20 protein-coding genes are annotated in these 21,845 nt (G+C 64.4%); 11 read left to right on the top strand and 9 right to left on the bottom strand.

Translation table 11 applies throughout. From position 1 onward, the window contains the following. The first annotated feature begins 270 nt into the window (after positions 1-270). From PXJ20_RS01885 to PXJ20_RS01870, 4 genes are all read left to right on the top strand, one after another. Positions 271-957, top strand: coding sequence for a glycosyltransferase (locus PXJ20_RS01885; protein ID WP_042302092.1), 687 nt, complete (start codon positions 271-273; stop codon positions 955-957). Then, the gene (locus tag PXJ20_RS01880) at positions 954-2,768 is read left to right on the top strand and encodes a tetratricopeptide repeat protein (protein WP_421030030.1); all 1,815 of its coding nucleotides are present in this window, start codon (positions 954-956) and stop codon (positions 2,766-2,768) included. The genes PXJ20_RS01885 and PXJ20_RS01880 overlap by 4 nt, the downstream gene beginning before the upstream one ends. Positions 2,769-2,832: 64 nt before the next feature. Then, positions 2,833-5,139, top strand: coding sequence for a tetratricopeptide repeat protein (locus tag PXJ20_RS01875; RefSeq protein ID WP_421030029.1), 2,307 nt, complete (start codon positions 2,833-2,835; stop codon positions 5,137-5,139). After that, positions 5,136-7,115 carry a tetratricopeptide repeat protein gene (locus PXJ20_RS01870; protein ID WP_421030028.1) on the top strand — a complete coding sequence of 660 codons (1,980 nt, stop codon included), beginning with the start codon at positions 5,136-5,138 and terminating at the stop codon, positions 7,113-7,115. Before PXJ20_RS01875 ends, PXJ20_RS01870 begins: the two co-directional genes overlap by 4 nt. Positions 7,116-7,282: 167 nt before the next feature. Here the strand turns inward: PXJ20_RS01870 and fliT are convergent, their stop codons facing one another. The 3 genes from fliT to PXJ20_RS01855 form a co-directional block, all read right to left on the bottom strand. Then, positions 7,283-7,579 (bottom strand): flagellar protein FliT, encoded by a 297-nt coding sequence (gene fliT, locus PXJ20_RS01865; protein ID WP_017772176.1) that lies wholly within the window; start codon positions 7,577-7,579, stop codon positions 7,283-7,285. 44 nt (positions 7,580-7,623) lie between these two features. Beyond that, on the bottom strand, positions 7,624-9,057 hold the full coding sequence (gene fliD, locus PXJ20_RS01860) for a flagellar filament capping protein FliD (RefSeq protein WP_017772175.1): 1,434 nt from the start codon (positions 9,055-9,057) through the stop codon (positions 7,624-7,626). 260 nt (positions 9,058-9,317) lie between these two features. Further along, positions 9,318-10,136, bottom strand: a complete 819-nt coding sequence (locus PXJ20_RS01855) for a flagellin domain-containing protein (protein ID WP_017772174.1) — start codon at positions 10,134-10,136, stop codon at positions 9,318-9,320. 292 nt (positions 10,137-10,428) lie between these two features. On the opposite strand from PXJ20_RS01855, the gene PXJ20_RS01850 reads away from it, so the two are divergent. Together PXJ20_RS01850 and rpsU are read left to right on the top strand one after the other, a co-directional pair. Continuing rightward, complete coding sequence (locus PXJ20_RS01850) at positions 10,429-11,370, top strand: aldo/keto reductase (RefSeq protein ID WP_421030027.1); 942 nt, start codon at positions 10,429-10,431, stop codon at positions 11,368-11,370. A gap of 369 nt (positions 11,371-11,739) precedes the next feature. Further along, positions 11,740-11,952, top strand: coding sequence for a 30S ribosomal protein S21 (gene rpsU / locus PXJ20_RS01845; protein WP_017772172.1), 213 nt, complete (start codon positions 11,740-11,742; stop codon positions 11,950-11,952). A gap of 190 nt (positions 11,953-12,142) precedes the next feature. On the opposite strand, the gene PXJ20_RS01840 is transcribed toward rpsU, so the two are convergent. Together PXJ20_RS01840 and PXJ20_RS01835 are read right to left on the bottom strand one after the other, a co-directional pair. Beyond that, positions 12,143-12,568, bottom strand: coding sequence for a hypothetical protein (locus tag PXJ20_RS01840; protein WP_017772171.1), 426 nt, complete (start codon positions 12,566-12,568; stop codon positions 12,143-12,145). Positions 12,569-13,043: 475 nt separating this feature from the next. Then, a complete protein-coding gene (locus PXJ20_RS01835; RefSeq protein WP_421030026.1) occupies positions 13,044-13,640 on the bottom strand; it encodes a DNA-3-methyladenine glycosylase I in 597 nt (198 codons plus the stop codon). 191 nt (positions 13,641-13,831) lie between these two features. Between PXJ20_RS01835 and PXJ20_RS01830 the strand changes: the two genes are divergently transcribed. Together PXJ20_RS01830 and PXJ20_RS01825 are read left to right on the top strand one after the other, a co-directional pair. Then, positions 13,832-14,716, top strand: a complete 885-nt coding sequence (locus PXJ20_RS01830; protein ID WP_421030025.1) for a BadF/BadG/BcrA/BcrD ATPase family protein — start codon at positions 13,832-13,834, stop codon at positions 14,714-14,716. 116 nt (positions 14,717-14,832) lie between these two features. Continuing rightward, a complete protein-coding gene (locus PXJ20_RS01825) occupies positions 14,833-15,654 on the top strand; it encodes a Cof-type HAD-IIB family hydrolase (protein WP_421030956.1) in 822 nt (273 codons plus the stop codon). 171 nt (positions 15,655-15,825) lie between these two features. On the opposite strand, the gene PXJ20_RS01820 is transcribed toward PXJ20_RS01825, so the two are convergent. From PXJ20_RS01820 to aqpZ, 3 genes are all read right to left on the bottom strand, one after another. Continuing rightward, complete coding sequence (locus PXJ20_RS01820; protein WP_199544518.1) at positions 15,826-16,155, bottom strand: PXPV repeat protein; 330 nt, start codon at positions 16,153-16,155, stop codon at positions 15,826-15,828. Between the two features lie 354 nt (positions 16,156-16,509). Further along, positions 16,510-17,154 (bottom strand): histidine phosphatase family protein, encoded by a 645-nt coding sequence (locus tag PXJ20_RS01815; protein ID WP_421057406.1) that lies wholly within the window; start codon positions 17,152-17,154, stop codon positions 16,510-16,512. 318 nt (positions 17,155-17,472) lie between these two features. Continuing rightward, positions 17,473-18,219, bottom strand: a complete 747-nt coding sequence (gene aqpZ / locus PXJ20_RS01810) for an aquaporin Z (RefSeq protein WP_421030023.1) — start codon at positions 18,217-18,219, stop codon at positions 17,473-17,475. 283 nt (positions 18,220-18,502) lie between these two features. Between aqpZ and PXJ20_RS01805 the strand changes: the two genes are divergently transcribed. Then, the gene (locus PXJ20_RS01805; protein ID WP_026120917.1) at positions 18,503-18,802 is read left to right on the top strand and encodes an H-NS histone family protein; all 300 of its coding nucleotides are present in this window, start codon (positions 18,503-18,505) and stop codon (positions 18,800-18,802) included. A 336-nt stretch (positions 18,803-19,138) separates the two neighbouring features. Here the strand turns inward: PXJ20_RS01805 and PXJ20_RS01800 are convergent, their stop codons facing one another. After that, the gene (locus tag PXJ20_RS01800; protein ID WP_199544516.1) at positions 19,139-20,203 is read right to left on the bottom strand and encodes a glycosyltransferase family 4 protein; all 1,065 of its coding nucleotides are present in this window, start codon (positions 20,201-20,203) and stop codon (positions 19,139-19,141) included. 693 nt (positions 20,204-20,896) lie between these two features. On the opposite strand from PXJ20_RS01800, the gene flhD reads away from it, so the two are divergent. Together flhD and flhC are read left to right on the top strand one after the other, a co-directional pair. After that, positions 20,897-21,223 carry a flagellar transcriptional regulator FlhD gene (flhD, locus tag PXJ20_RS01795; protein WP_026120916.1) on the top strand — a complete coding sequence of 109 codons (327 nt, stop codon included), beginning with the start codon at positions 20,897-20,899 and terminating at the stop codon, positions 21,221-21,223. Positions 21,224-21,268: 45 nt separating this feature from the next. After that, positions 21,269-21,820 (top strand): flagellar transcriptional regulator FlhC, encoded by a 552-nt coding sequence (flhC, locus tag PXJ20_RS01790; protein ID WP_017772161.1) that lies wholly within the window; start codon positions 21,269-21,271, stop codon positions 21,818-21,820. Positions 21,821-21,845: the final 25 nt, after the last annotated feature.

Below are 21,845 nucleotides of genomic sequence, written 5' to 3'. Positions count from 1 at the left end.
TTATCGCTGGAACAGCAAGCCAATTCCCGCCTATTTCGGGGCCAAGGCGGTGGCGGGGCGGACGGCTTGCGGCGCCGCAGCGCACGAGGCGCGGTGCCGCAAACGCACGGCAGCCGGCCTTCACGCTCTCGCGTTGCTGTCCAAAATGGACTGAAAACAAGGTGCTTTTCCGTCGATTGAAAGCCGGGCGTCAGCGCTAAGCTCCTTTATCCGCCGGAAGGCCGCCAGTACGCGCCGGGCCGGGCCGTCTCCATTTTTTGTCTGTCTCCCATGAAGCCCATCCGCCTCGTCTGCGGCACCCGCCACAACGAAGCCGACTTCGTCGCGAACTCCGCGCTCGGTCGCTCGCTGAAGCTCTATCACCACACGCCGCCCGCGCAGTTGCTGCTGTTCGACAACAACACGACGGGCCTGTCCACCATTTACAACCGCGCTATCGACCACGCCGCGCAGAACCCCGCGATCCTCGTCTTCATCCACGACGACATCTCGCTGTGCGACTTCTTCTGGATGGAACGCATCTACGAAGCGGTCCAGCATTTCGACGTGGCGGGCCTTGCGGGCAACACGCGGCGCGTGCCGCGCCAGCCGGCGTGGGCCTTCGTCACGCCGGACTTCCAGTGGGACGCGCGCGAGTACCTGAGCGGCGTGGTGGGGCACGGCAAGGGCTTTCCGTGCACGAACGTGTCGCGCTTCGGTCCGGCGGGCCTGGAATGCAAGCTGCTGGACGGACTCATGCTGATTGCCGACAGCGAGCGCCTCGTGCAAAGCGGCGTGCGCTTCGATGAGCAGTTCGACTTCCACTTCTACGACATGGACTTCTGCCGCCAGGCCGAGCTCAAGGGCCTGCGCATGGGCACCTGGCCCATCAGCGTCGTGCACGAGAGCGGCGGCGCGTTCGGCACGCCGTCGTGGCGCGCCGGTTACGAGCGCTATCTGCGCAAATACGGCGAATGAGCACGTTGCCTGGCGCTTCGTTTCCTCAAGGTGCGGCGGCGCCGGCAGGTGCCGTGCCGCCCATCGAAAGCGGCCTCGCGCTTCAGCACGCGGGGCGCTTCGCTGAAGCGGCGGCCGTCTATCGGCAGATTCTCGCGGTGCAGCCGAATCACCCGGACGCGTTGCATCTGCTCGGGCTTATCGCGTATCACGAAGGCAACTACGCGGGCTCGATGGAGCTCATCATGGCCGCGCTCACGCATCGCGCGAGCGAGATCTACTACAGCAACCTGGGCAACGCGCTGGGGGCCATGGGCAAGCGCGCGGCGGCGATGGAAAGCTATCGCCAGGCCATTGCGCTCAAGCCCGACTACATCCACGCGCACAACAACCTCGGCAACATGCTGCGCGACGACGGGAAGTTTGCCGAGGCCGTGCAGTGCTTCAAGACGGTGATCGCGCTCAAGCCCGATCACGCAGAGGCCTACAACAACCTCGCCAACGCGCAGGTGGATCTGGGCGACCTCGACGGCGCGATTGCGAGCTATCGCCGCGCCATTGCGTTGCGGCCCGATCTGGCGTCGGCGCGCAGCAATCTGCTGTTCATCTTGAGCTATCGCGAGGACTTGAGCCCGGCCGCGTATCTGGAGGAGGCTCGGGCGTTCGGCGAAGAAGTGAGTGCGCGGGCGCGTGCATGGACGAGCTGGAACGTGCCGCTCACGCCGCATCGTGACGGCCGCCCCTTGCGCATGGGCCTCGTTTCCGGCGACTTCAAGGTGCACCCGACGGGGCACTTTCTGGAGAGCATCCTCGCGCATATCGATCCGCGCCGGCTCGAACTCGTGGCATACCCCACGCGCCGGCTCGAAGACGCGCTCACCGCACGCATCAAACCGCGCTTCGCCGCATGGACGGATCTCGCCGTCCTTTCCGACGAAGCCGCGGCGCAGCGTATTCGCGACGACCGCATCGACATTCTCGTGGACCTCTCGGGCCACATGAACTTCAACCGGCTGCCCGTGTTCGCGTGGCGGCCCGCGCCGGTGCAGGCGAGCTGGCTCGGCTATTTCGCGAGCACGGGGTTGGCGTCGATCGATTACGTGCTGGGCGACCCGCACGTGTTGCCCGCGGGCAGCGAGGCGCAGTTCGTCGAGAAGCTCTGGCGTCTGCCCGACAGCTATCTCTGCTTCACGCCGCCCGCCGACCAGGTGGCCGTCGGCCCGCTGCCGATGCTTGCGCAGCAGCACGTCACCTTCGGCTGCTTCAACCATCTGATGAAGATGAACGATGCGGTGGTGGCCGTGTGGGCGCGCGTGCTGCACGCGGTGCCGGGCTCGCAGCTCTTTCTCAAGGCCGCGCAACTGGATGCCGCGTTCGCGCGCGAGACCACGCTGCGCCGTTTCTGGGCGCACGGCATCGGCGCGCAACGGTTGATTCTGGAAGGGCGTTCGCCGCGCAACGAATACTTCGCGGCCTACAACCGCGTGGATATCGCGCTGAGCCCGTTCCCTTATCCCGGCGGCACGACGAGCGTCGAAGGGCTGTGGATGGGCGTGCCGGTGCTGTGCCGCCGCGGCGACCGTTTCCTCTCGAACATTTGCACGAGCATGCTGCATTCAGCGGGGCTGCCCGACTGGATCGCCGAAGACAACGACGACTATGTCGCGAAGGCCGTGGCATTTGCGCACGACCGCGAACGGCTGGCTGCGCTGCGCGGCGCGTTGCGTGCGTCCATGCTGGCCTCGCCGCTTTGCGATGCGGCGCGCTTCGCGCGCAACCTGGAAGCCGCGTTCGAAGGCATGTGGCAGGCGCGCGTGGCGAGCGCTTCGTGACCCCAGCGCCTGATCGCGAGCCTCATCTGACGAACCGCAGCGCTACTTGATACACGGACACCCCATGCATGACATCGGCCGGCTGCTGAATACGGCGCTCGCGCACCACCAGGCAGGGCGCCTGGGTGACGCCCACAGCCTCTATCAGCAAATTCTGCGCGTGCAGCCCAAGCACCCGGATGCGCTGCACTTCATGGGGCTGCTCGCGTGCCAGCTGGCGCAGCACGAGGCGGGCATCGTGCTGATCCGCGAATCGATTGCTGCGAACCCGAGCCCGATCTACTACAACAACCTCGGCAACATGCTGCGCGAGCATGGTCAACTGCCCGACGCCATCGACGCCTATCGGCAAGCCATTGCGCGCAAGCGCGACTACGCGGAAGCGCACAACAACCTGGGCAATGCACTGCGCGAGTCCGGCGACGCTGCCGGCGCGATGCAAAGCTGCGCGCAGGCTATCGAACTGCGGCCCGGCTACGCCGAGGCATACAACAATCTCGGCAACGCGCTGAAGGACATGGGGCAGTTGGACGCCGCGGCGGCCAGTTATCGCAAGGCGATTGCGGCGAAGCGCGATTTCAGCGAAGTGCACAACAACCTGGGCAACGTGCTGAAGGCGCAAGGGCAGATCGAAGCGGCGATCGCGTGCTATCGGGCGGCGATTGCGCTGACGCCTCAACTGGCCGTGGCCCACGATAGTCTCGCCGGCGCGCTCATGCATCAGGGCGATATCGACGGCGCCATCGAAAGTTACCGGCATGTGGCGGCGCTTCAGCCGCAGGTGGCCGCGGCGCACAACACGCTGGGCAATGCGCTGAACGCGGCGGGTCGCGTGGGCGAGGCGGTGCCGTGCTACGAGCGCGCCATCGCGTTGCAGCCGGACTTTCCCGATCCGTATCACAACCTCGCGAATGCGCTCAAGCGCGTGGGGCGGCCGGAACAGGCGCTGCAGTACGCGCAGCGCGCCATTGCGCTGCGCCATGATTCGCCGTCGTTTCACAACAACCTGGGCACGATTCTCGCGGACCTCAATGCCTTCGATGCCGCTGTCGAGAGCTACCGCAAAGCGCTCGCGCTGAACCCCGATTTCGCGGAATCGCATACCTGCGTGCTGTTCGGGCAGTCGTATTGCGCGGGGTGGTCGGCGGCTGCGCATCTCGCGGACGCACGCTATTTCGGCGAACGCATGACGGCGCGGGCGAAGCCTTTCGACGCGTGGCCGGCGCTCGAGGACGGCGCGGATGCGGTGCAGGGCAGACGGCCGCTGCGCATCGGCTTCGTCTCCGCGGACTATCGCAAGCATCCGGTCGGCTACTTCCTCGAAAGCGTGCTGCGGCACCTGGACCGTACGCGCATCGAGCCGTTCGCCTATTCCAACGGCTTGCAGTACGACGAACTCACGGCGCGCCTGAAGCCGCAATTCGCGGCATGGCAAGCCATCAACGAGATGAGCGACGAAGCTGCCGCGCGCCTCGTTCACGATGACCGCATCGATATCCTCGTCGATCTCTCCGGCCATACCGGACGCAACCGCCTGCCCGTTTTCACGTGGCGCCCCGCGCCGCTCCAGGTGAGCTGGCTCGGCTATTTCGCGACCACGGGGCTCACGGAGATCGACTACATCGTGGGCGACCGCTATGTGTCGCCGCCCGAAGAGGAATCGCACTTCGTGGAGCGCGTCTGGCGGCTGCCGGACAGCTACCTCTGCTTCACGCTGCCCGCCGGCGACGTGCCGGTGGGGCCGTTGCCCGCGCTCTCGGCGCCTGCGGGTGGCGTCACGTTCGGCTGCTTCAACAATCACAAGAAGCTCAACGACGGCGTGGTGGCACTGTGGTCGCGCGTGCTGCATGCGGTGCCGGGCTCGCGGTTGCTGTTGAAGAACCACCAGCTTGCCGAACCGAAGCTGCGCGAGCTGACGCTGGAACGCTTCGCGGCGCATGGCGTGGGCGCAGACCGGCTGCTGCTCGAAGGGCCGTCGGCGCGCGACGCGTATTTCGCCGCGTTCAATCGCGTGGACATCGCGCTCGATCCATTTCCTTACCCGGGCGGCACGACGAGCGTGGAAGGACTCTGGATGGGCGTGCCCGTGCTGAGCCGTCGTGGCGACCGCTTCCTCTCGCATCTGGGCGAGACCGTACTGCACACGGCGGGGCTGCCCGAATGGATCGCCACCGACGATGACGACTACGTCGCCCGCGCCGTGGCCTTCGCGCGCGATCTGCCGGCGCTCGCGGCGCTGCGCGCGGGCTTGCGCGAACGCATTGTCGGCTCGCCGCTCTGCGACGCGCCGCGCTTCGCGAGAAACCTCGAAGCCGCGTTCGCCCAGATGTGGGAACGTCGGCTCGCGCAAGACACGGAGGGCGCGCAATGACCCCGGGTGTGACCGATACGCCTGCGCAATGGGTCGAAGCGGGCCTCGCGCTCCACCAGGCGGGCCGGCTCGATGAGGCGCGCGCACTCTACGAGCGCGTGCTTCAACAGATGCCGCGGCATGCCGACGCCCTGCATCTGCTCGGCGTGATCGCGATGCAGCAGGCGCGCTACGCCGACGCGCTGGACCTGATTGCGCGTGCCATCGAAATCAGCCCGCAGGCGATGTACTACGACAACCTGGGTTGTTCGCTGCGCGGCTGGGGCAAGCTGGAAGCAGCGGCGGAGAGTCATCAGCAGGCAATTGCGCTCGACCCCGGCAGCGCGAGCGCGCACAACAACCTCGGGCTCGTGCTGTTGCAGATGCGGCTGCCGGCCGCAGCGGCCGCGAGTTTTCGGCGTGCTGTGGAATGCCGGCCCAACTTCGCGGACGCGCATTGCAATCTCGGCAACGTGCTGCGCGAGATGGGCGACTTCGAGCGTGCCGCGGAGCACTGCCGCACGGCGATTGCGCTGAAGCCGACGCTGGGCGAAGCGCACAACAACCTGGGTAACGCGCTCAAAGAGCAGGGCAAGCTGGCCGAGGCCGCAGCGTGCTATCGGCAGGCGCTTGCATTGATTCCGCACGACGCGCAGGTACCGCTCAACCTCGGCATCGTGTTGCGCGAGCAGGGCCGGCATGAGGCGGCCATCGAATGCTTCAAGCAGGCGCTGACGTTGCAGCCCACGTGGCAAAACGCCTGGGGGAACCTGCTCTTCAGCCTGAGCTTTGCCGAAGGGGCGTCGCCCGAGCAATACCTCGCCACGGCCATCGAGTACGGCAAACGCACCGCCGCGCAGGCGCGGCCCTACACGGACTGGCTCACGCGCAGTGCCGATGCGGGGCCGCTGCGCATCGGTTTCGTTTCGGGCGACCTCAGAACGCATCCGGTCGGCTTCTTCCTGGAAGGCGTGCTCGGGCGACTCGATCGAACACGCGTGGAGCTGTTCGCCTACACGACGAAACCCAAGGAAGACGACCTCACGGCGCGCATCAAGCCGCTTTTCAACGGCTGGCGCAGCCTGACCGGACTCGCCGACGAAGCCGCCGCACGCACCATTCGCGACGACGGCATCCATATCCTGCTCGATCTGGCAGGGCATACCGACGGCAGCCGCGTCTCGGTGTTCGCCTGGAAGCCGGCGCCGGTGCAGGCAAGCTGGATCGGCTATTTCGCATCGACGGGGCTTACCGCCATCGACTACGTGATCGGCGACGATTGCGTACTGCCCGCGAACGAGGCGCATCACTTCATCGAACGCCCCTGGCGGCTGCCGCGCGGGTATCTGTGCTTCACGCCGCCGGCCGATGTGGCGAGCGACGCGGCCGCGGAGAGCGCCCGCCCCCTCACCTTCGGCAGCTTCGGCGACCTCGTGAAGGTGAACGATCGCGTGACGGCGGTCTGGGCGCGGATTCTGCGCGAGGTGCCGGACGCGCGTCTTTTCCTGAAGGCGAAGCAACTCGGCGACGAAATCGAACGGCGTGCCACGCTGGCGCGCTTCGCGGCGCACGGCATCGATAGCACACGCATCGTGATGGAAGGTGCTTCGCCGCGCGCCAGTTATCTCGCGGCGTACCGGCGCGTCGACATCACGCTGAGTACGTTCCCGTATCCGGGCGGCACAACGACGGCCGAAAGCCTTGCGATGGGCGTGCCTGTGCTCTGCCGTCGCGGCGACCGGTTCCTTGCGCATCTGTGCGAGACGGTGGTGACGAGCGCGGGACTCGAAGACTGGATTGCGGCCGACGACGAAGACTACGTCGCGAAGGCTGTCGCTCTCGCCCACGACCGCGAACGGCTCGCTGCGTTGCGGGCGGGACTTGCGGCGCGCGTGCTGGCTTCGCCGCTCTGCGACGCGCCGCACTTTGCGCGCACGCTGGAGGCCGCGTTCCACGCGATGTGGCAGGCGCGCTCAGGCGGCGCGCAGGGTGCGTAGGCGCGTTTGCTGTAGCTGACGCCTGCTACGCCGCTCGAGAAAAAGCCAAAAAGAAAAAAGCCGCATCGCTGCGGCTTTCAGGGTGAATCGACGTTCCCGCATTTCGTATGCGGTTGTGCTGGTTGTACGTGTTATGGCATGTCGGGCATGTTCGCCCCGACATCACCTCAAAGCTTTCCCGTCTGCTGATAGAAGCCCGCTGCGGCGATGCGCGTCAACGCGTCGCCCAGCTGGTTCGTCATGACGTCGCGGCCGGCCGTTGCGTGCCCGGTGATAGCGGCGTCGAATTGCTGGATCGCGCGGATCTTCGCCATTGCCTCGGGCGGCTGGTTCGCCGTGAGCGACATGATGAAGGGCGAACGTTCCTCGGCGAGTTGGGCCGCGCGCAGCCAGTCTCCGGCCGACGCCGCGGCGCTCATGGCCTCGGTCAGTTCGTAGGCGCGATCAAGCGTGTGCTGTGACATCTGTTTCGATCCTCGACGAGTCCGTCAGTGAGGCGGGTAAGGCGTTACGCCTTGTTCAGCGTGCCGGCGCTGCCGTTGCCGCCGAACAGCTGGTTCAGGTACGTCGTGTTGCTCTGCATGGTTGTCATCAGCGTGTTCAGCGCCGTGAACTGCGCGTTGTACTGGCTGGTGAGCGTGGCCTGGTACGCCGTCAGATCGCTCTGCTGTTGCGTCAGGTTCGAGAGGTCCGAATTGAGCGCCGACGTGCGCTGGCTGATCATGCCGCCAGCCTGCGTGTACTGGTTCGCGTAGGTGTTGAGCGTGGTGCCGATGCCGTTGGTCGTGTTGAACAGCGCCGACACCGTGGTCGGGCTGCTGGTGACGGCGGCCTGCAACTTCGAGCTGTCGATGCTGATCGTGCCGTCGGGCTGAAGATCGAGACCGATCGAGGCGAGGCTGTAGGTCGAGCCGCCCGTCGTGACGCCGCCGCTGATGATGCTCGCGAGGCCGTTCACGGCCGAGTTCGTCATGGCGTCGCCCAGCAGCGGACCCGCGGTTGCGCTGCTCGTGGACGAAGCGGCGCTGTAGGACGTGAGCGACGACGTGGTGGAGACCCACGAGTTATAGGCGTTGACGAAGTCGGTGATCGCGGTGACAGAGGCGTTCGTGTCGTTTGCGACCGTCAGCGTCTGGGTCGTGCCCACCGCCGCGCTCGTGAGGTTCAGCGTGACGCCGGTGAGTGCCGTGGTGTCGGTGTTGCTTGCGCTCGTGACAGCGTTGCCGTCGATGGTGTACTTCGCGTCCTGCGCGGCTGTGACCTGCGTGAAGCTCGCCGTGTTGAGCCCCGTGTCCACACCGCTGCCCGCCGAAATGGACACCGTGTTCGCCGCGCCCGTGGCGTTGGACGTGAGCACGAGGTGCTGGCCGTCTGCCGCGGTGATGACGGTGGCGGTGACGCCGGGGTTGTTCGATGCGTTGTTGATTGTCGAGGCGAGGCCGCTCAACGTGTTGTTCGCCGACGTGAGATTCACCGTCATCGAGCTGCTGCCCACGCCGATGGTCACCGTGCCGGTGCCAAGCGTCGCGCTGCTCGCATAGGCGCCCGACGAAATCTTGTTGGCCGTCGCGATCTGCTGCACGTTGATCGAGTACGAGCCGGGCACAGCGACGCCGTTCTTGGGCGTCGCGGTGATGCCGGTACCCGAGAGGGTCGCCGTCAGCTGCGTGAGCGAGGTGCCGTCCGAGAGGCCGGAAAGCTTGGTTTGCAGCGCGGCAAGCGACGACTGGATCTGGCCGATGGCCGAGAGTTCGGTGTTGTCGCTCGTCTGCGCGCTCGTCAAGGTCGCGGCCTGGCCCGCGGTCTTCGCGGTTACGAGGGCCGAGACGAGCGAGTTCACGTCGAGCGTCGACTTGGTCGCGCCGCTGATGACGGACTGCGCCGCTTGCGCGAGCAGCGCGCTTACATCGGTGGAGGACGTCGTCGAGGTGGTCGTGGTCATGCGTAGCTCCGTTCGTAACGAGCGGGGTCAGGTCGCGGCGCCCAGATGGAGGCGGGAGCGTGCCCGTTTCCGGTCGAGTGCCAGCGGGTTGCTGTCATGCGGACAATGCACATCGGGAGGCCGTGCCTCCCGATGCCGCTCTCCGCGTTGTTCTTCGTGTTGTGTTGCGTGTGGTTCTTTCCACGCCGCCGCGCCCTGCATGCGGCAGCAGGCGCGGCGCCGGGCGCGGCCGCAAGCGGCGCGCGCCCGGCAGGTCATGCTTACTGCAGGAGCTTCAGCACTTGCTGCGGCAGCGAGTTCGCTTGCGCGAGCACCGAGATACCGGCTTGTTGCAGCACTTGCGCCTTCGAGAGGTTCGCCGTTTCCGAAGCGAAGTCCGCGTCGACGATCTGCGACTGGGCGGCGCTCAGGTTGGTCGATTCCGTCTGCGTGTTCGTGATGGCCGACTGGAACGTGTTCTGCGTTGCACCCAGCGTTGCCTGGAAGTTGTTGACTTGCGCCAGCGCGGCGTCGATTGCCGTGATCGCGTTCTGGGCACCCGAGGTGGTCGAGATGTCGATGCCCGAAACGCCGAGGCCCGACGCGTTCCACGTCGTCGAACCGAAGTTCGCCGTGATCGTCTGGTTGGCCGATGCGCCGATCTGGAAGTTCACGCTGCCGAGGCCACCCAGCACGCTCTGGCCGTTGAACGTGGTTTGCGTTTCAACGCGGTTGATTTCCGTCAGACGCGTCGTGACTTCAGTTTGCAGGTTCGCTTGTGCTGCCGAGCCGAGCGAGCCGTCGCCCGATTCCACGGCCAGCTGGCGGATACGCTGCAGGTTGGCCACGGTCGACGAGATCGCGCCCGAGGCGGTCTGCACCATCGAAATGCCGTTGTTCGCGTTCATCACGCCTTGATTCAGTGCGTTGATGGCGGCGGTCTGGCTGGTCGCGATCGCGAGGCCGGCGGCGTCGTCAGCGGCGGTGTTCACGCGCTTGCCCGACGACAGACGCGTAATGGCTTGCGACAGGGCGCTTTGCGAGCCCGAGAGGTTCGTCTGCGTCGTCAACGACAGAATGTTGGTGTTGATGTTCAGCATTTGCTTCCTCGTTTGGTATGTGCCTCGGATGTAGGCTGGTTCGGTTGTAGACGATGCGCTTCTTGGCTGGCGCTGACCGTCTTTCCTGGTTGTCGGCGGCGGTTGCGGAAAACTTTAGGGACGTGCTTTGCAAATCGGGGCGGGAACTTACGCCTTGCTTGCGGCGAGGTGGGCGGGCTGACCGCGCGCAGCCTCGCTCGACGCGCCTCTCGCCCATTGCTGGCGCGGCTGTGAGGCTTGGCGAGGCGGCGTATGCTGAACGTTCTGTCAACGGGACTCGTGGAGTTGTGTCATGCAGAAACGCACCATTGGTACGTCGTCGCTGCAGGTCGCGCCGCTGATGTTCGGCGGCAACGTGTTCGGCTGGACGATCGACGAGGCGACCTCGTTCTCGATTCTCGATGCCTTCGTGGACGCGGGGCTCGACTTCATCGACACCGCCGACGTCTATTCGGCCTGGGTGCCGGGCAACGAAGGCGGGGAGTCGGAAACGATCATCGGCAAGTGGCTCGCGAAGAGCGGCAAGCGCGACAAGGTTGTGCTCGCGACCAAGGTGGGCAAGCACGCGAAGCGGCGCGGACTTTCGGCAGGCAACATCCTTCTGGCGGCCGAAGATTCGTTGCGGCGCCTGCAGACGGACTATCTCGACGTCTATTTTTCCCACGAAGACGATGGCGAGACGCCGCTCGCAGAGACGCTCGGGGCCTACCAGCGGCTGATCGAGGCGGGCAAGGTGCGTGTGATCGGCGCCTCCAATTACAGCGGGGCGCGCCTGGAAGAGGCGCTCGACGTGTTGCGGCGCAACGGCCTGCCGCAGTATCAGCTGGTTCAGCCCGAATACAACCTGTACGACCGGGCGGGCTACGAGGCCGACATCGAGCCTGTCGCGCTGGCGCAACGGCTGGGCGTGGTGCCGTACTACAGCCTCGCGAGCGGGTTTCTGACAGGCAAGTACCGGTCCCGCGCGGATCTCGCGAAAAGTGCGCGTGGCGGACGGGTGGAACGGTATCTGGACCACCGCGGCATGCGCATTCTCGGCGCGCTCGACAACGTGGCCGAGCGCCGGGGCGCGACGCCCGCTGCAGTGGCGCTCGCGTGGCTGATGGCGCGGCCCAGCGTTACGGCCCCCATTGCGAGCGCGACCTCGCTGGGGCAGCTCGAGAGCCTGGTGGCGGCCGTTCACCTGAAACTCGATCCCGCCGATATCCAGGCGCTGAATGACGCGAGCGCGTGACTTCCGTGCCCGACATCGGCCCAGGCGCGACGCAAGTGCCTGAGCCGACTGACGAAAGTGTGGCCGGGGCTGGGTTTTTCTGCTATCCTACCCGGCGAATTGAGATCCTTGCCCGGTTTGGTGGCCCGCTGTTATATGTTTTGCCGGCCAGTTTTGCCAGCCAAACCGGCGGTCAGGCGTGGAGTTACGTGTAGTTGCAAGACGCGTCTGACCGCGTTCCGCAGTGAACTCCCCCACTTCTCTATTCCGGCCTCCGTGGCCGCCTTGCCTTTCGCTTCAATGTGGGACACCGCGCTGGAGCGACCGGAGGGCCGGTGCGTGGGCGGCTTTGCCGCCACGCCTTGAACCGTAAATTGACTCAGGAATGACATGACGACGATTGTTTTGAAGGAAAACGAGCCGTTCGAAGTGGCAATGCGCCGCTTCCGCCGCACCATCGAAAAGAATGGCTTGATCGCCGAACTGCGCGAGCGCCAGTCTTACGAAAAGCCGACCGCTGTGCGCAAGCGCAAGAAGGCGGCTGCGGTGAAGCGTCTGCACAAGCGTCTGCGCAGCCAGATGCTGCCGAAGAAGCTGCACTAAGCAGTCTTCGCCGGCCACGCCGGCAGGCGGAACGAAAACGGCGGTGCGAGCTCTGTAGCTCGCACCGCCGTTTTTTATTGCTTCTCTCTTGGTGTTTGTTGCCTGGTGTCTTCTGGTGTGCCGCGAAGGGCGGATTCGCGCTGGTGTGTCGGCGTGGCTCGCCATGGACGGGCCGGCGCGCGAAGCGCGATTACGCGGCGCTTTTCACGCGGTCCGGCGAGAGCCCGAACTGGCGCGCGATGGAGGTGAATCGCTCCTGCCATTCCCATGTGCCGAAGACGTCGTGCACGTTCTGCAGGCAACTGAGCAGTTCGACCGTCGTGGGATCGTAGACGTTGATGCGTGCACGCAGCAGTGCGCGCTTCAACGCGGCGACGCCGACATCCATGTAGGCGGGCGTTTCGTCGGACGACTTTCCGATGTAGCGCACGGGAATACCTTCCATGGCCGTCATGTAATCGCGCGGCTTGATGAAACTGCCCACAGGACAGCCTCCGCAGTAGCCCCGATAGGCGCCGCCTCCCCGCGGCAGCAGCGCAGCGCGGCCCTGGCCGAATAGATGGCCAACAGCCTGATTGAAAATTTCCTGGTGCGTCAGGAAGTTCAGATTTGTCATTTGCTTGTTCCCTGCGCCGTGCGCCTGGCCATTGTTTGGGTGTAACGGGATGTGGTCAGTATCCCGCGATCGACGCCGAGCAAAGCTTCGACGAAACGGACAAAAGTCCCTTAGTTCGACGCTTGGATGACGAGCCTCCGATTACGCCGCGCACACCGTCGCGACGGTCATAGTTATAGCGAGTTGTGGTACCGCAGATGAAGCGTTCGGTGAGGCGGCAAGCACGTGCTACGTGACGTTGCGGCCGTACAGATGCGTCGCCGCTGCCTGCAAAGCCTTGCAGTGCAGGCATTTGCCAGCATCGACGGAGCGCCTGTGAGGACTTTCCCGAATGTGGGCGTTCATCGGGCGAGAGTGTTGCGCAAACACCAAAGGCCTTGGCGCTGCATGTGAGGCACACACGCCTATACGCGGTTCTCTTCAAGTGCACGAGCGGCGGCGCGATCCGGATACAGTCCCGTGGGCCTGCTCGCGTTCACCCCGCCTTCTTCGCGCGCATTTTCTTGCCGAGCGCGGCGCAGGACGCGCGGCACGCACAGTTCCGCTGATGGTCGTTCACCATGCCCACGGCCTGCATGAACGCATAGCAGATGGTGGTGCCGACGAACTTGCAGCCGTAGCGTTTGAGCGCCTTGCTGAGCGCATCGGAGATATCGGTGGAAGCCGGCGCGTGGCCGTAGGTCTCCCAGTCGTTCTGAACCGGAGTGTGATCGACGAACGACCACACGAAGTTCGCGAGCGAGCCGTGCTCGGCGCGAATCTGTTGCACGGCTCGCGCATTGACCACGACCGATTCGATCTTGGCGCGATTACGCACGATCTCGGGGTTGGCGATCAGCGTCTCGATCTGCTTCGGCGTAAAGCGCGCCACCGCATCCACGTCGAACTGCGCAAACGCCTGGCGGTAGCCTTCGCGTTTGTTCAAAATCGTCGACCACGACAGCCCTGCCTGCGCGCCCTCCAGCACGAGCATTTCAAAGAGATGGCGGTCGTCCCGGGACGGCACGCCCCATTCGGTGTCGTGGTAATGCGCGAGCGCATCGCTTGTTGCCCAGTTGCATCGCTGTGTCACGTGGCGGCCTCCGTCCGTCTGCGCCGATCTCGCGGGGTTTGCGGGTCGGGCGAACCAAGCATAGCGGATCGAGCCCGCAGCGCAACCCGGCCGTTCGGCCGATTGCCGGGACGTTTCGGAGCAGATAGTCTCTGCGGCACGGCTCGATATCGGGCTCAACCTGGCTTTGGCGAGCGGCTCTCGCGATGAACATGGAATCCACTCTCTATCTGGTTGGCGTCGACGGCGGCGGTACAGGCACGCGCGTCGTGCTCGGGAACGCGCAGGGCGTCGAGCTCGCGCAGGCGTCCAGCGGACCGTCAGGTCTCGGGCTGGGCATTGGGCTCGCGTGGCAAGCCATCGAGGCCGGCTGCCGCGATGCCTTCGCGGCGGCGAACCATCCGCTCGATTGGTCGCGTTGCGTGCTGGGCTGCGGTCTGGCCGGCGTCAACAATCGCGACTGGCTTGCCGCGTTTCGTGCGCAGGCGCCGCAGGTGGCGGCACTCGCGGTAGAAAGCGATGCGTACACCACGTTGCTTGGTGCCCACGGTGGCGCGCCCGGGGTAGTGGTGGCGCTGGGCACCGGCAGTATCGCGGCTGTACTGGACGAGGCGGGCGCGTGCCGTATGGCCGGCGGTTATGGCTTTCCCTCCGGGGACGAGGCGGGCGGTGCATGGCTGGGTCTGCACGCGATCGGTTACGCGCAGCAGGCACTTGATGGGCGCGCGCCTGCCGACTCATTCGCTGCCGCATTGCTCGAAAAGGTGGATGCGCACGATCGCGACAGTCTGATCGTATGGCTGTGCGAGGCCAACCAGACAGCCTATGCGCGTCTCGCGCCCATCGTGCTTGCGCATCGCGCGCATCCCTTTGCTGCGAGTCTGCTTGCGCAGGCGGGCGAGGAAATCGGCAAGCTCATTGCGGCGCTCGATCCGTCGGGCAATCTGCCGGTGGCGCTATCCGGTGGACTGGCCGGGCCGCTCGCGCAATGGGTGCCCAAAGCGTTTGGCATGCGCTTGCGCGCGCCGTTTGCCGATTCGGCCCGTGGTGCGCTGCGCCTCGCACAGCAGGAGGCGGCAAGGCTCGGTATGGCGTGAGCCCGGAGACGCCGGCGCAGATCGCGACGCTGAGCGGCGAGCGACCGGCGCCGCGCGCTGAGAACGCCGCCCCTCGGTGCTACCATTTTTGCTTTCCAAACTGCCGGACGTTTTTCATGTATCAGGTTATCGCCACCGATCTCGACGGAACCCTGCTCAACGCCGATCACCAGGTGGACCCGTTTACCGTGGAAACCGTGAACCGGCTGGAGGCGAAAGGATTGCAGTTCGTGATCGCGACCGGCCGGCACTATGCCGACGTGGCGGGTATCCGCGATGTGCTCGGCATCCGCTCCTATCTCATTACCTCGAACGGCGCACGCGTGCACGCACCCGACGATACGGTGATTCACGCACGCGATCTGGATGCCGGTACAGTGCGACACATCGTGCAGCCCGAAATCGTGGGCAAGCATGGACGTGTGATCGTGAGTCTTTTCGCCGACGACGCGTGGTTGATCGACCGCGAAGCGCCGAAGCTTCTGGCTTTTCACCAGGACTCTGGTTTCACGTATCAGGTGATGGACCTGACGGGCCACAGCGGCGAGGACATCGCCAAGGTGCTTTATGTCGGCGAGCCGGCGGATCTGGCCGAAATCGCCGCGCGCATCGAACGTGAATTTGGCGACGCCGTGTACATCACCTATTCGCTGCCCGATTGCCTGGAAGTCATGGCCGCGGGCGTATCCAAGGGGCGCGCGCTTCAGGCTGTGCTGGCTCGCCTCACCGTTGATGCGTCGCGTTGTGTCGCGTTCGGCGACAACCTGAACGACATCGATTTGCTAGAGACCGCGGGGCATCCGTTCATGATGAACAATGCCAACCCGAAGCTGATTGCCCGTCTGCCACACGTACCGCGTATCGGCAACAACTTCGAAGCTGGCGTTGCACACCATTTACGCAAGCTCTTCGAACTGGATGACGAACTGGCGTCGTAGGGAAGCGGCCGGCTGAGGCGTCCGCAGCGCAAAGGGATCGGCAGCGACCAACCATCAGTTGCGAAGAGGACCGAACAGCAGGACGGGGGCACAGCTCAAGCTGCCGCGAGCGCGAGAGCGCGTCGCACATGCCCACGCTGCTCCGTCCTGTTCGAGACAACTCAGCACCGCTTACCCGCGCCAGCCCCATCCACGGCCGCGGTCGTGATCCCAGCCGCCGCGATCGCCGTCACGCCAGCCGTGGCCGTCGCGATCCCAGCCCCGGCGATCCCAGCCGCGATGGTCCCAGTCGTCGTGCCAGCGCGGGCGTCCGTAATAGACAGGCTGTGGCGCGCTATAAACCGGTGCCGGTTCCACATAGGCAGGCGCAGGCTGCACATAGACGGGCGCCGGTGCGCCCAGCGAAAGGCCGATGCTGAGATCCGTGTGCGCTTCGGCGACACCGCACGCTCCAGCCGCGAGACCTGCTGCAACAAGCACTTGAGTGACGATGCGCTTCATGATTGTTCTCCTGTGACGCGACGTGTCTGTCGCACAGGTTCAATCTACGCGCGGCGAGCTGGGCGTTCTGCGACGAGATGTTACGGGGTGCAAGCGTACGTCGCGGTGTCGAATAGCAGGTCTATATCGAACCGACGATGTTCCGGGCGTGCGGGGTAGGGGCGAAAGTGCCGCGCTCCGCGGCGCAGCGCGGGGGCGTGGCGATGTGGTGACGCGTCGGCGATCGGGCCGTAACTCACATTGCCTACGGCTGCCGTAAACCGGCCTTACATCTGTACCAATTCTTTAAATGCGATCGGATGTGGGCTTGCTGGTGCGCCCGAAAAGCAGCGCGGATGCCGGGCCAAGGCGTCCTCATGGTGCCGATGCCGGTGCCGATGCCGCCGCAGAACCCGAAGCGGACGACTGAACCGCATCACCGCCTGGCAGCGCCGCGCAGGGGCAGTCGGTCGCCCTGCCGTCCAGTCCCTCGTGGTCATGCTTGAAAGACGCCTGTGGTGAGCCATTGCGCCAGTCGAGTTTGAGAACGTAGATGCTGTCGAAATCGTTGCTCGCCCACTTCGGCACGTCGTTGGGATTGCCGCCATGCGCGGTCACCATCCGACGCACGAGCTGTTCGATGAGGCGGTGTTCCCACGCCACAACGACGGTCTTGTTGCGCCACGAGGGATCCACCAGCGTATTGCCAAGCTGCTCGATCTGCGAATAACCGTAGGGCGTTTGAACCGGCATGCCGAAGGCGATTGCGGTGGGCTCGATGGTCGCGAGCGGGCGCACGTAATTCCATGCGCGTCCGTTGTCGTCTTTCTTTTCGCCGGGATCGGGCGCGTAAATGGCGTCCGGCTTGCCGAACTTCGCCGCAATGACGGCGGGTAGCGCGAGCGCGCGGTTGAGGCCCTGGCAATTGAGTTGTCCGAGTCCTTCCGCAGGCTTTTCGCCGTGGCGCACGAACACGAGCGTCTCTACATCGCCCGACGCGGCCCATGCTGCGACAGGCACTATTGCCGCGCCAGCGGCGACGGCAAGGCATAACGCCATAGCGGGCAGAAAAGCGGTCGAACGGGGCATGGTGGGCACCAGAGGTCGGATCAAGATCGAACGATTCTAGCAGCGCGATTCGGCACTTCTTTCAGCCTATTGGTGCCCGTCAGCGCCTGTGTATTCGCGGCCACGACGAGCGCTGCCAACCGGAGCGGAAGAGCGGCGAAAAAGCAAACGGGCGCCGAAGCGCCCATTCATACACATAAGTTCAATCTGCCGCGAGAGCCCTTGGCGCCTCGCTAAAGCCGCCTCGAGTCGCGGCTCACATGGCTTGGGTCACGCAGCCGAAGCAGCGGACACTGCCTGGCTTTCCGGCTTCTTGCCGGCCACGAGCGGATAAATCACGCCGGCAATCACGGCACCGATGATCGGCGCCACCCAGAACAGCCAAAGCTGGCCGACGGCATCACCGCCGACGAACAGCGCGGGACCGGTCGAGCGTGCCGGATTCACCGACGTATTGGTGACCGGAATGGAAACAAGGTGAATGAGCGTGAGGCACAGGCCAATCGCGATCGGGGCGAAACCGGCCGGCGCGCGCGTGTCCGTAGCACCCAGAATCACGAAGAGGAAAAACGCCGTCATCACCACTTCACAGAGAAACGCGGCAGCGAGCGTGTAATGGCCCGGCGAGTGCTCGCCGTAGCCGTTGGTCGCAAAGCCGCTTGCGACAAGGTCGAAGCCCGGCTTGCCCAGCGCGATTTGCGACAACACGAATGCGGCCAGCACGGCGCCCACCACCTGTGCCGCGATGTAGGGAATCACGTCCTTAGCGGGGAAGCGCCCGGCGACGGCAAGGCCGACGCTCACGGCCGGGTTCAGATGGCATCCCGAAATATGCCCGATAGCGTAGGCCATAGTCAGTACGGTGAGGCCGAAGGCGAGCGAAACGCCAACGAAACCGATGCCAAGGCCATGAACCGGACCTGCGAAATTGGCGGCGAGCACAGCGCTGCCGCAGCCGCCGAAGACCAGCCAGAAGGTGCCAATGAGTTCGGCCGCGAGTCGTTTGGAGAGGTGCATGGTGCGTGATCTCAAGTAAGGTCGATATGACGGCATCGCAAAATGCCAATGCCAAGTGCGCAGGGGATTCTACGGAGATTGCACGCTGCGGGATGTCAAGGATTGTAAATTCCAGAGAGAAAGCGTTTACTATTTTGCGGATGCCCTTCAGTAAATTTAACACTTGCCGATAACCAATAAATTATCTGACGATATCGGCGGTGCGGTATTATCGTGCATTGCGAATTCCCTTATTTGCGGTTAATCTGCCGCCAACCTGTTTCAAAGAAAAGGGAGAATGGAAATGTCGCAGTACGCAGAACTCAAGGCTCAGATCGCCCAGCTCCAGGCTCAGGCCGACGAGGCACGGCGAACTGAAGTGGCGGACGTGATTGCGTCGATTCGCCAGAAAATCACGGAATACGGCCTGACCGCGCAGGACCTGGGGTTCCCCACGGGCGCCCGCCGTGGCCGCCCGCCGAAGAAGGCACCCCTGCCGCCGCGGTATCAGGATCCGAAGACGGGCAGCACGTGGAGCGGTCGGGGCAAGCCGCCGAAGTGGATTGCCGGCAAAAATCGCGAGCGCTTCCTGATTACCCAGTAATTAGTGTGCGGCTGCGCACGCAGCGGATGGCATCCGGGCCGCTCCGCCTCTTCGGGCGGAGCGGCTTTTTCATGTTGTCATGCAACCGCGGCAATGAAAAAAGCCGTCCTTGATGGACGGCTTTTCATGAAATATCGACAATCTTTGTCATTTAACGCCAGGCAAACGATTCACTGCGGCAATCTCCCGGTATTTACATGACAGCCCAAGACGGCGAGGGGCGGCAGCATTGCGCCGCCCGCAAGACTTCTTTTTGAACCGTAATATGCCGCAAGCTAAAAGACGGGAGCGCGCGGCTGCATTTGGGTATGCCGGCGGTCACGCCGGCCCGTCCCCTCAACCTGCCGCCACCCGCCGCAACACCGGCCGGCGCGTAGCCTCGAGCAAAGTAGCGTAGCTATCCAGGTAGTTCTGCGCCATCGTCTTCGACGTGAACCGGCGCTCGAACTGTTCGCGGATGGCATCGCGCGAAAGCTCGTCGATATGCGTCAACGCCGCCACGGCGCCCTGCACGTCCTCGACGATATAGCCCGTCAGTCCCTGGTCGATCACTTCGGGCACCGACCCGCGGTTGAAGGCGATCACGGGCGTCCCGCAGGCCATCGACTCGATCATCACGAGGCCGAACGGCTCCGACCAGTCGATCGGGAACAGCAGCGCCTTCGCGCCGGAGAGAAACTCCGGCTTCTGCGCCTCGTTGATCTCACCGACGAACTCCACGTGCGCCTGCGAAAGCAGCGGTTCGATATCGCGCTTGAAATATTCCTCGTCGACCTTGTCGACTTTCGCGGCAATCTTCAGGGGCAGGCCGCTTTGGGCCGCAATCTTGATGGCCGTGTCGACGCGCTTTTCCGGGCAGATGCGCCCGAGAAACGCGAGGTACTCCGGCTTGCGATGCGCCTGCGGCGTCAGCAGCTGCGACGGCAGGCCGTGATAGACCGTGTTCAGCCAGTTCGCCTGCTTGAGCGGCTGGCGCTGCGAATCCGAAATCGAAACGACGGGCGCTTCGGAAAAGGCGTCGAAAACGGGCTGCAATTCCGGCAGATCGAGCCGTCCGTGCAGCGTGGTCACGAACGGCGTATCGAGCGACGAGAACAGCGGGAACGGCAGGTAGTCGAGGTGAAAGTGCAGCACGTCGAACTCGTGTGCGACGCGGCGCACCTGCTCGAGCAGCAGCACATGCGGCGCCATGGCGTCGCGAATGGTCGGGTCGAGCCGCAGGGCGCGCGGCCACGCCGCCTCCAGCTTCGCGGAAGTCACCGAATCGCCGCTCGCAAAAAGCGTCACGTCGTGACCCAGTTCCACCAGGGCTTCGGTCAGATAGGACACGACACGCTCGGTGCCGCCATAGAGCTTCGGCGGAACGGCTTCATATAGCGGCGCGATTTGTGCGATTCGCATTCTGTGATCTCCTTGAGAGGGCGATTGTGCCGCGACAGTGTGCGTTCGCACGGCAAAGCAACCGGATAAAAGGGGATACAACGCAGGCGACACGGAGCAAAAAGCTTGCCGCGGTTGCTGGCGCAGGCCAGCCCGTGTCCGATGCAATGTCGGGTTATCCCTTAAGGCTCATTATCGGGATTGAGCCGCCCAATTCGAGGTATTTTGCATTCGCTTAATGTTGTTACAGCGCGAAATGGCGCCCCGGCCGACCCCGCGCGACGTCGGCAAACGCACGCACAACAAGGCACGAAGGGGCACCCGACAAGGCGCCGGAGCGCTCGCGTCCTGGCCGGCCGCTGTTACAACAGACGGATGTCCGGCCCATGAAAAATCTCTATAATTCGTGCGCCGCGCGCCGAAATTCCAACGCAAATTCGGCCAAAAATGCCTTTTGCATCTGCTTTATCTTCGCCTGACTCCCCAATCCTTTCCTGGCATTACCTTCCAGCCCGCGTGTAGGAAAAAATCTGACAGCATTTATGGAGTTTTCCGGCAAAGCGCCGGGGCGTCTGTCCGATTTCCGATCCATTTCCCTTTGGCCACAATGCTCCCACGACCATAAACGGGCCGTTCGCTCTGTATTGCGCAGAAGCGGGCGAGCAAACGTTTCCGCTAGAGGCCTGACCAGCCAGCTTCGATTTCGGGGGAACCATGAGCGCCACCACGACCAGTGACATGCTCACTGAGATCAAGGAAGTGAATCTGTCGTACCTGTTGCTCGCCCAGCGCCTGTTGCGCGAGGACAAACCGATGGGCATGTTCCGCATGGGCATCTCCGAGCAGCTCGCCGACGTTCTGGCCAACCTCTCGCTCGCGCAGACGGTGCGGCTGGCGGCCTCGAACCAGATGCTGTGCCGCTTCCGCTTCGACGACCACGCCATTCTTTCCTCGCTCGCCGACAAGGGCAAAACGCTTGCGCACGCGCAAACGCATTCCGCCATTCTGATGGCGGGCCAGCCGGTCGAGCAGATCGGTTGATGCGCGCTCCACGCGCGCACCACCCGCATACGGGACACGAGGCGCATGGCCTATAAGAGTGTGGTACTCGAGGTTCGCGAGATCACGCTCGCGATCGAGCTGATCGAGCTGGGCGCACGCCTTCAGTTGCTCGAAGCCGAGACAGGGCTGTCGCGCGACCGGCTCATCAAGCTCTACAAGGAGCTGAAGGGCGTTTCGCCCCCCAAGGGCATGCTGCCGTTCTCGACGGACTGGTTCATGACCTGGCAGCCCAACATCCACTCGTCGCTGTTCTACAACATCTACCGGTTCATGATCGACCACGGCGGCTGCGAGACCATCCAGTCCATCGTGAAGAGCTACCGGCTCTACCTCGAACACGTGCAGTTACAGGGCGAAGAGCCGGTGCTGAGCCTCACGCGGGCGTGGACACTCGTGCGCTTCTTCGACTCGGGCATGCTCCAGACAACCGGTTGCGTGCGCTGCGGCGGGCATTTCGTCGCGCATGCGCACGATCCCCAGCAGGGCTTCGTCTGCGGCCTGTGCCAGCCGCCTTCACGCGCGGGCAAGACGAAAAAGCCGGCCATGGCGGCCGAAACCCCGCTGCTCGCCTCCTGAGCCAAAGCCCACCAGTCCTTACGCC

Source organism: Paraburkholderia sp. A1RI_3L (genome assembly GCF_048957895.1).
Lineage (GTDB): Bacteria > Pseudomonadota > Gammaproteobacteria > Burkholderiales > Burkholderiaceae > Paraburkholderia > Paraburkholderia kururiensis.
The sequence above is the reverse complement of the archived record's forward strand: the minus strand, read 5'-3'. Positions and strand labels throughout refer to the sequence as shown.

Bases quoted from the DNA above. Each gene is read 5' to 3' on its own strand.
- PXJ20_RS01885 (WP_042302092.1), top strand. From the start codon at position 271: ATGAAGCCCATCCGCCTCGTCTGCGGCACCCGCCACAACGAAGCCGAC.
- fliD (WP_017772175.1), bottom strand. From the start codon at position 9,057: ATGACCACGACCACCTCGACGACGTCCTCCACCGATGTAAGCGCGCTG.
- PXJ20_RS01825 (WP_421030956.1), top strand. From the start codon at position 14,833: ATGTATCAGGTTATCGCCACCGATCTCGACGGAACCCTGCTCAACGCC.
- aqpZ (WP_421030023.1), bottom strand. From the start codon at position 18,219: ATGCACCTCTCCAAACGACTCGCGGCCGAACTCATTGGCACCTTCTGG.
- flhD (WP_026120916.1), top strand. From the start codon at position 20,897: ATGAGCGCCACCACGACCAGTGACATGCTCACTGAGATCAAGGAAGTG.
- PXJ20_RS01830 (WP_421030025.1), top strand. From the start codon at position 13,832: ATGGAATCCACTCTCTATCTGGTTGGCGTCGACGGCGGCGGTACAGGC.
- PXJ20_RS01820 (WP_199544518.1), bottom strand. From the start codon at position 16,155: ATGAAGCGCATCGTCACTCAAGTGCTTGTTGCAGCAGGTCTCGCGGCT.
- fliT (WP_017772176.1), bottom strand. From the start codon at position 7,579: ATGTCACAGCACACGCTTGATCGCGCCTACGAACTGACCGAGGCCATG.
- PXJ20_RS01800 (WP_199544516.1), bottom strand. From the start codon at position 20,203: ATGCGAATCGCACAAATCGCGCCGCTATATGAAGCCGTTCCGCCGAAG.
- PXJ20_RS01870 (WP_421030028.1), top strand. From the start codon at position 5,136: ATGACCCCGGGTGTGACCGATACGCCTGCGCAATGGGTCGAAGCGGGC.
- PXJ20_RS01875 (WP_421030029.1), top strand. From the start codon at position 2,833: ATGCATGACATCGGCCGGCTGCTGAATACGGCGCTCGCGCACCACCAG.
- PXJ20_RS01805 (WP_026120917.1), top strand. From the start codon at position 18,503: ATGTCGCAGTACGCAGAACTCAAGGCTCAGATCGCCCAGCTCCAGGCT.
- PXJ20_RS01880 (WP_421030030.1), top strand. From the start codon at position 954: ATGAGCACGTTGCCTGGCGCTTCGTTTCCTCAAGGTGCGGCGGCGCCG.
- PXJ20_RS01850 (WP_421030027.1), top strand. From the start codon at position 10,429: ATGCAGAAACGCACCATTGGTACGTCGTCGCTGCAGGTCGCGCCGCTG.
- PXJ20_RS01855 (WP_017772174.1), bottom strand. From the start codon at position 10,136: ATGCTGAACATCAACACCAACATTCTGTCGTTGACGACGCAGACGAAC.
- flhC (WP_017772161.1), top strand. From the start codon at position 21,269: ATGGCCTATAAGAGTGTGGTACTCGAGGTTCGCGAGATCACGCTCGCG.
- PXJ20_RS01840 (WP_017772171.1), bottom strand. From the start codon at position 12,568: ATGACAAATCTGAACTTCCTGACGCACCAGGAAATTTTCAATCAGGCT.
- rpsU (WP_017772172.1), top strand. From the start codon at position 11,740: ATGACGACGATTGTTTTGAAGGAAAACGAGCCGTTCGAAGTGGCAATG.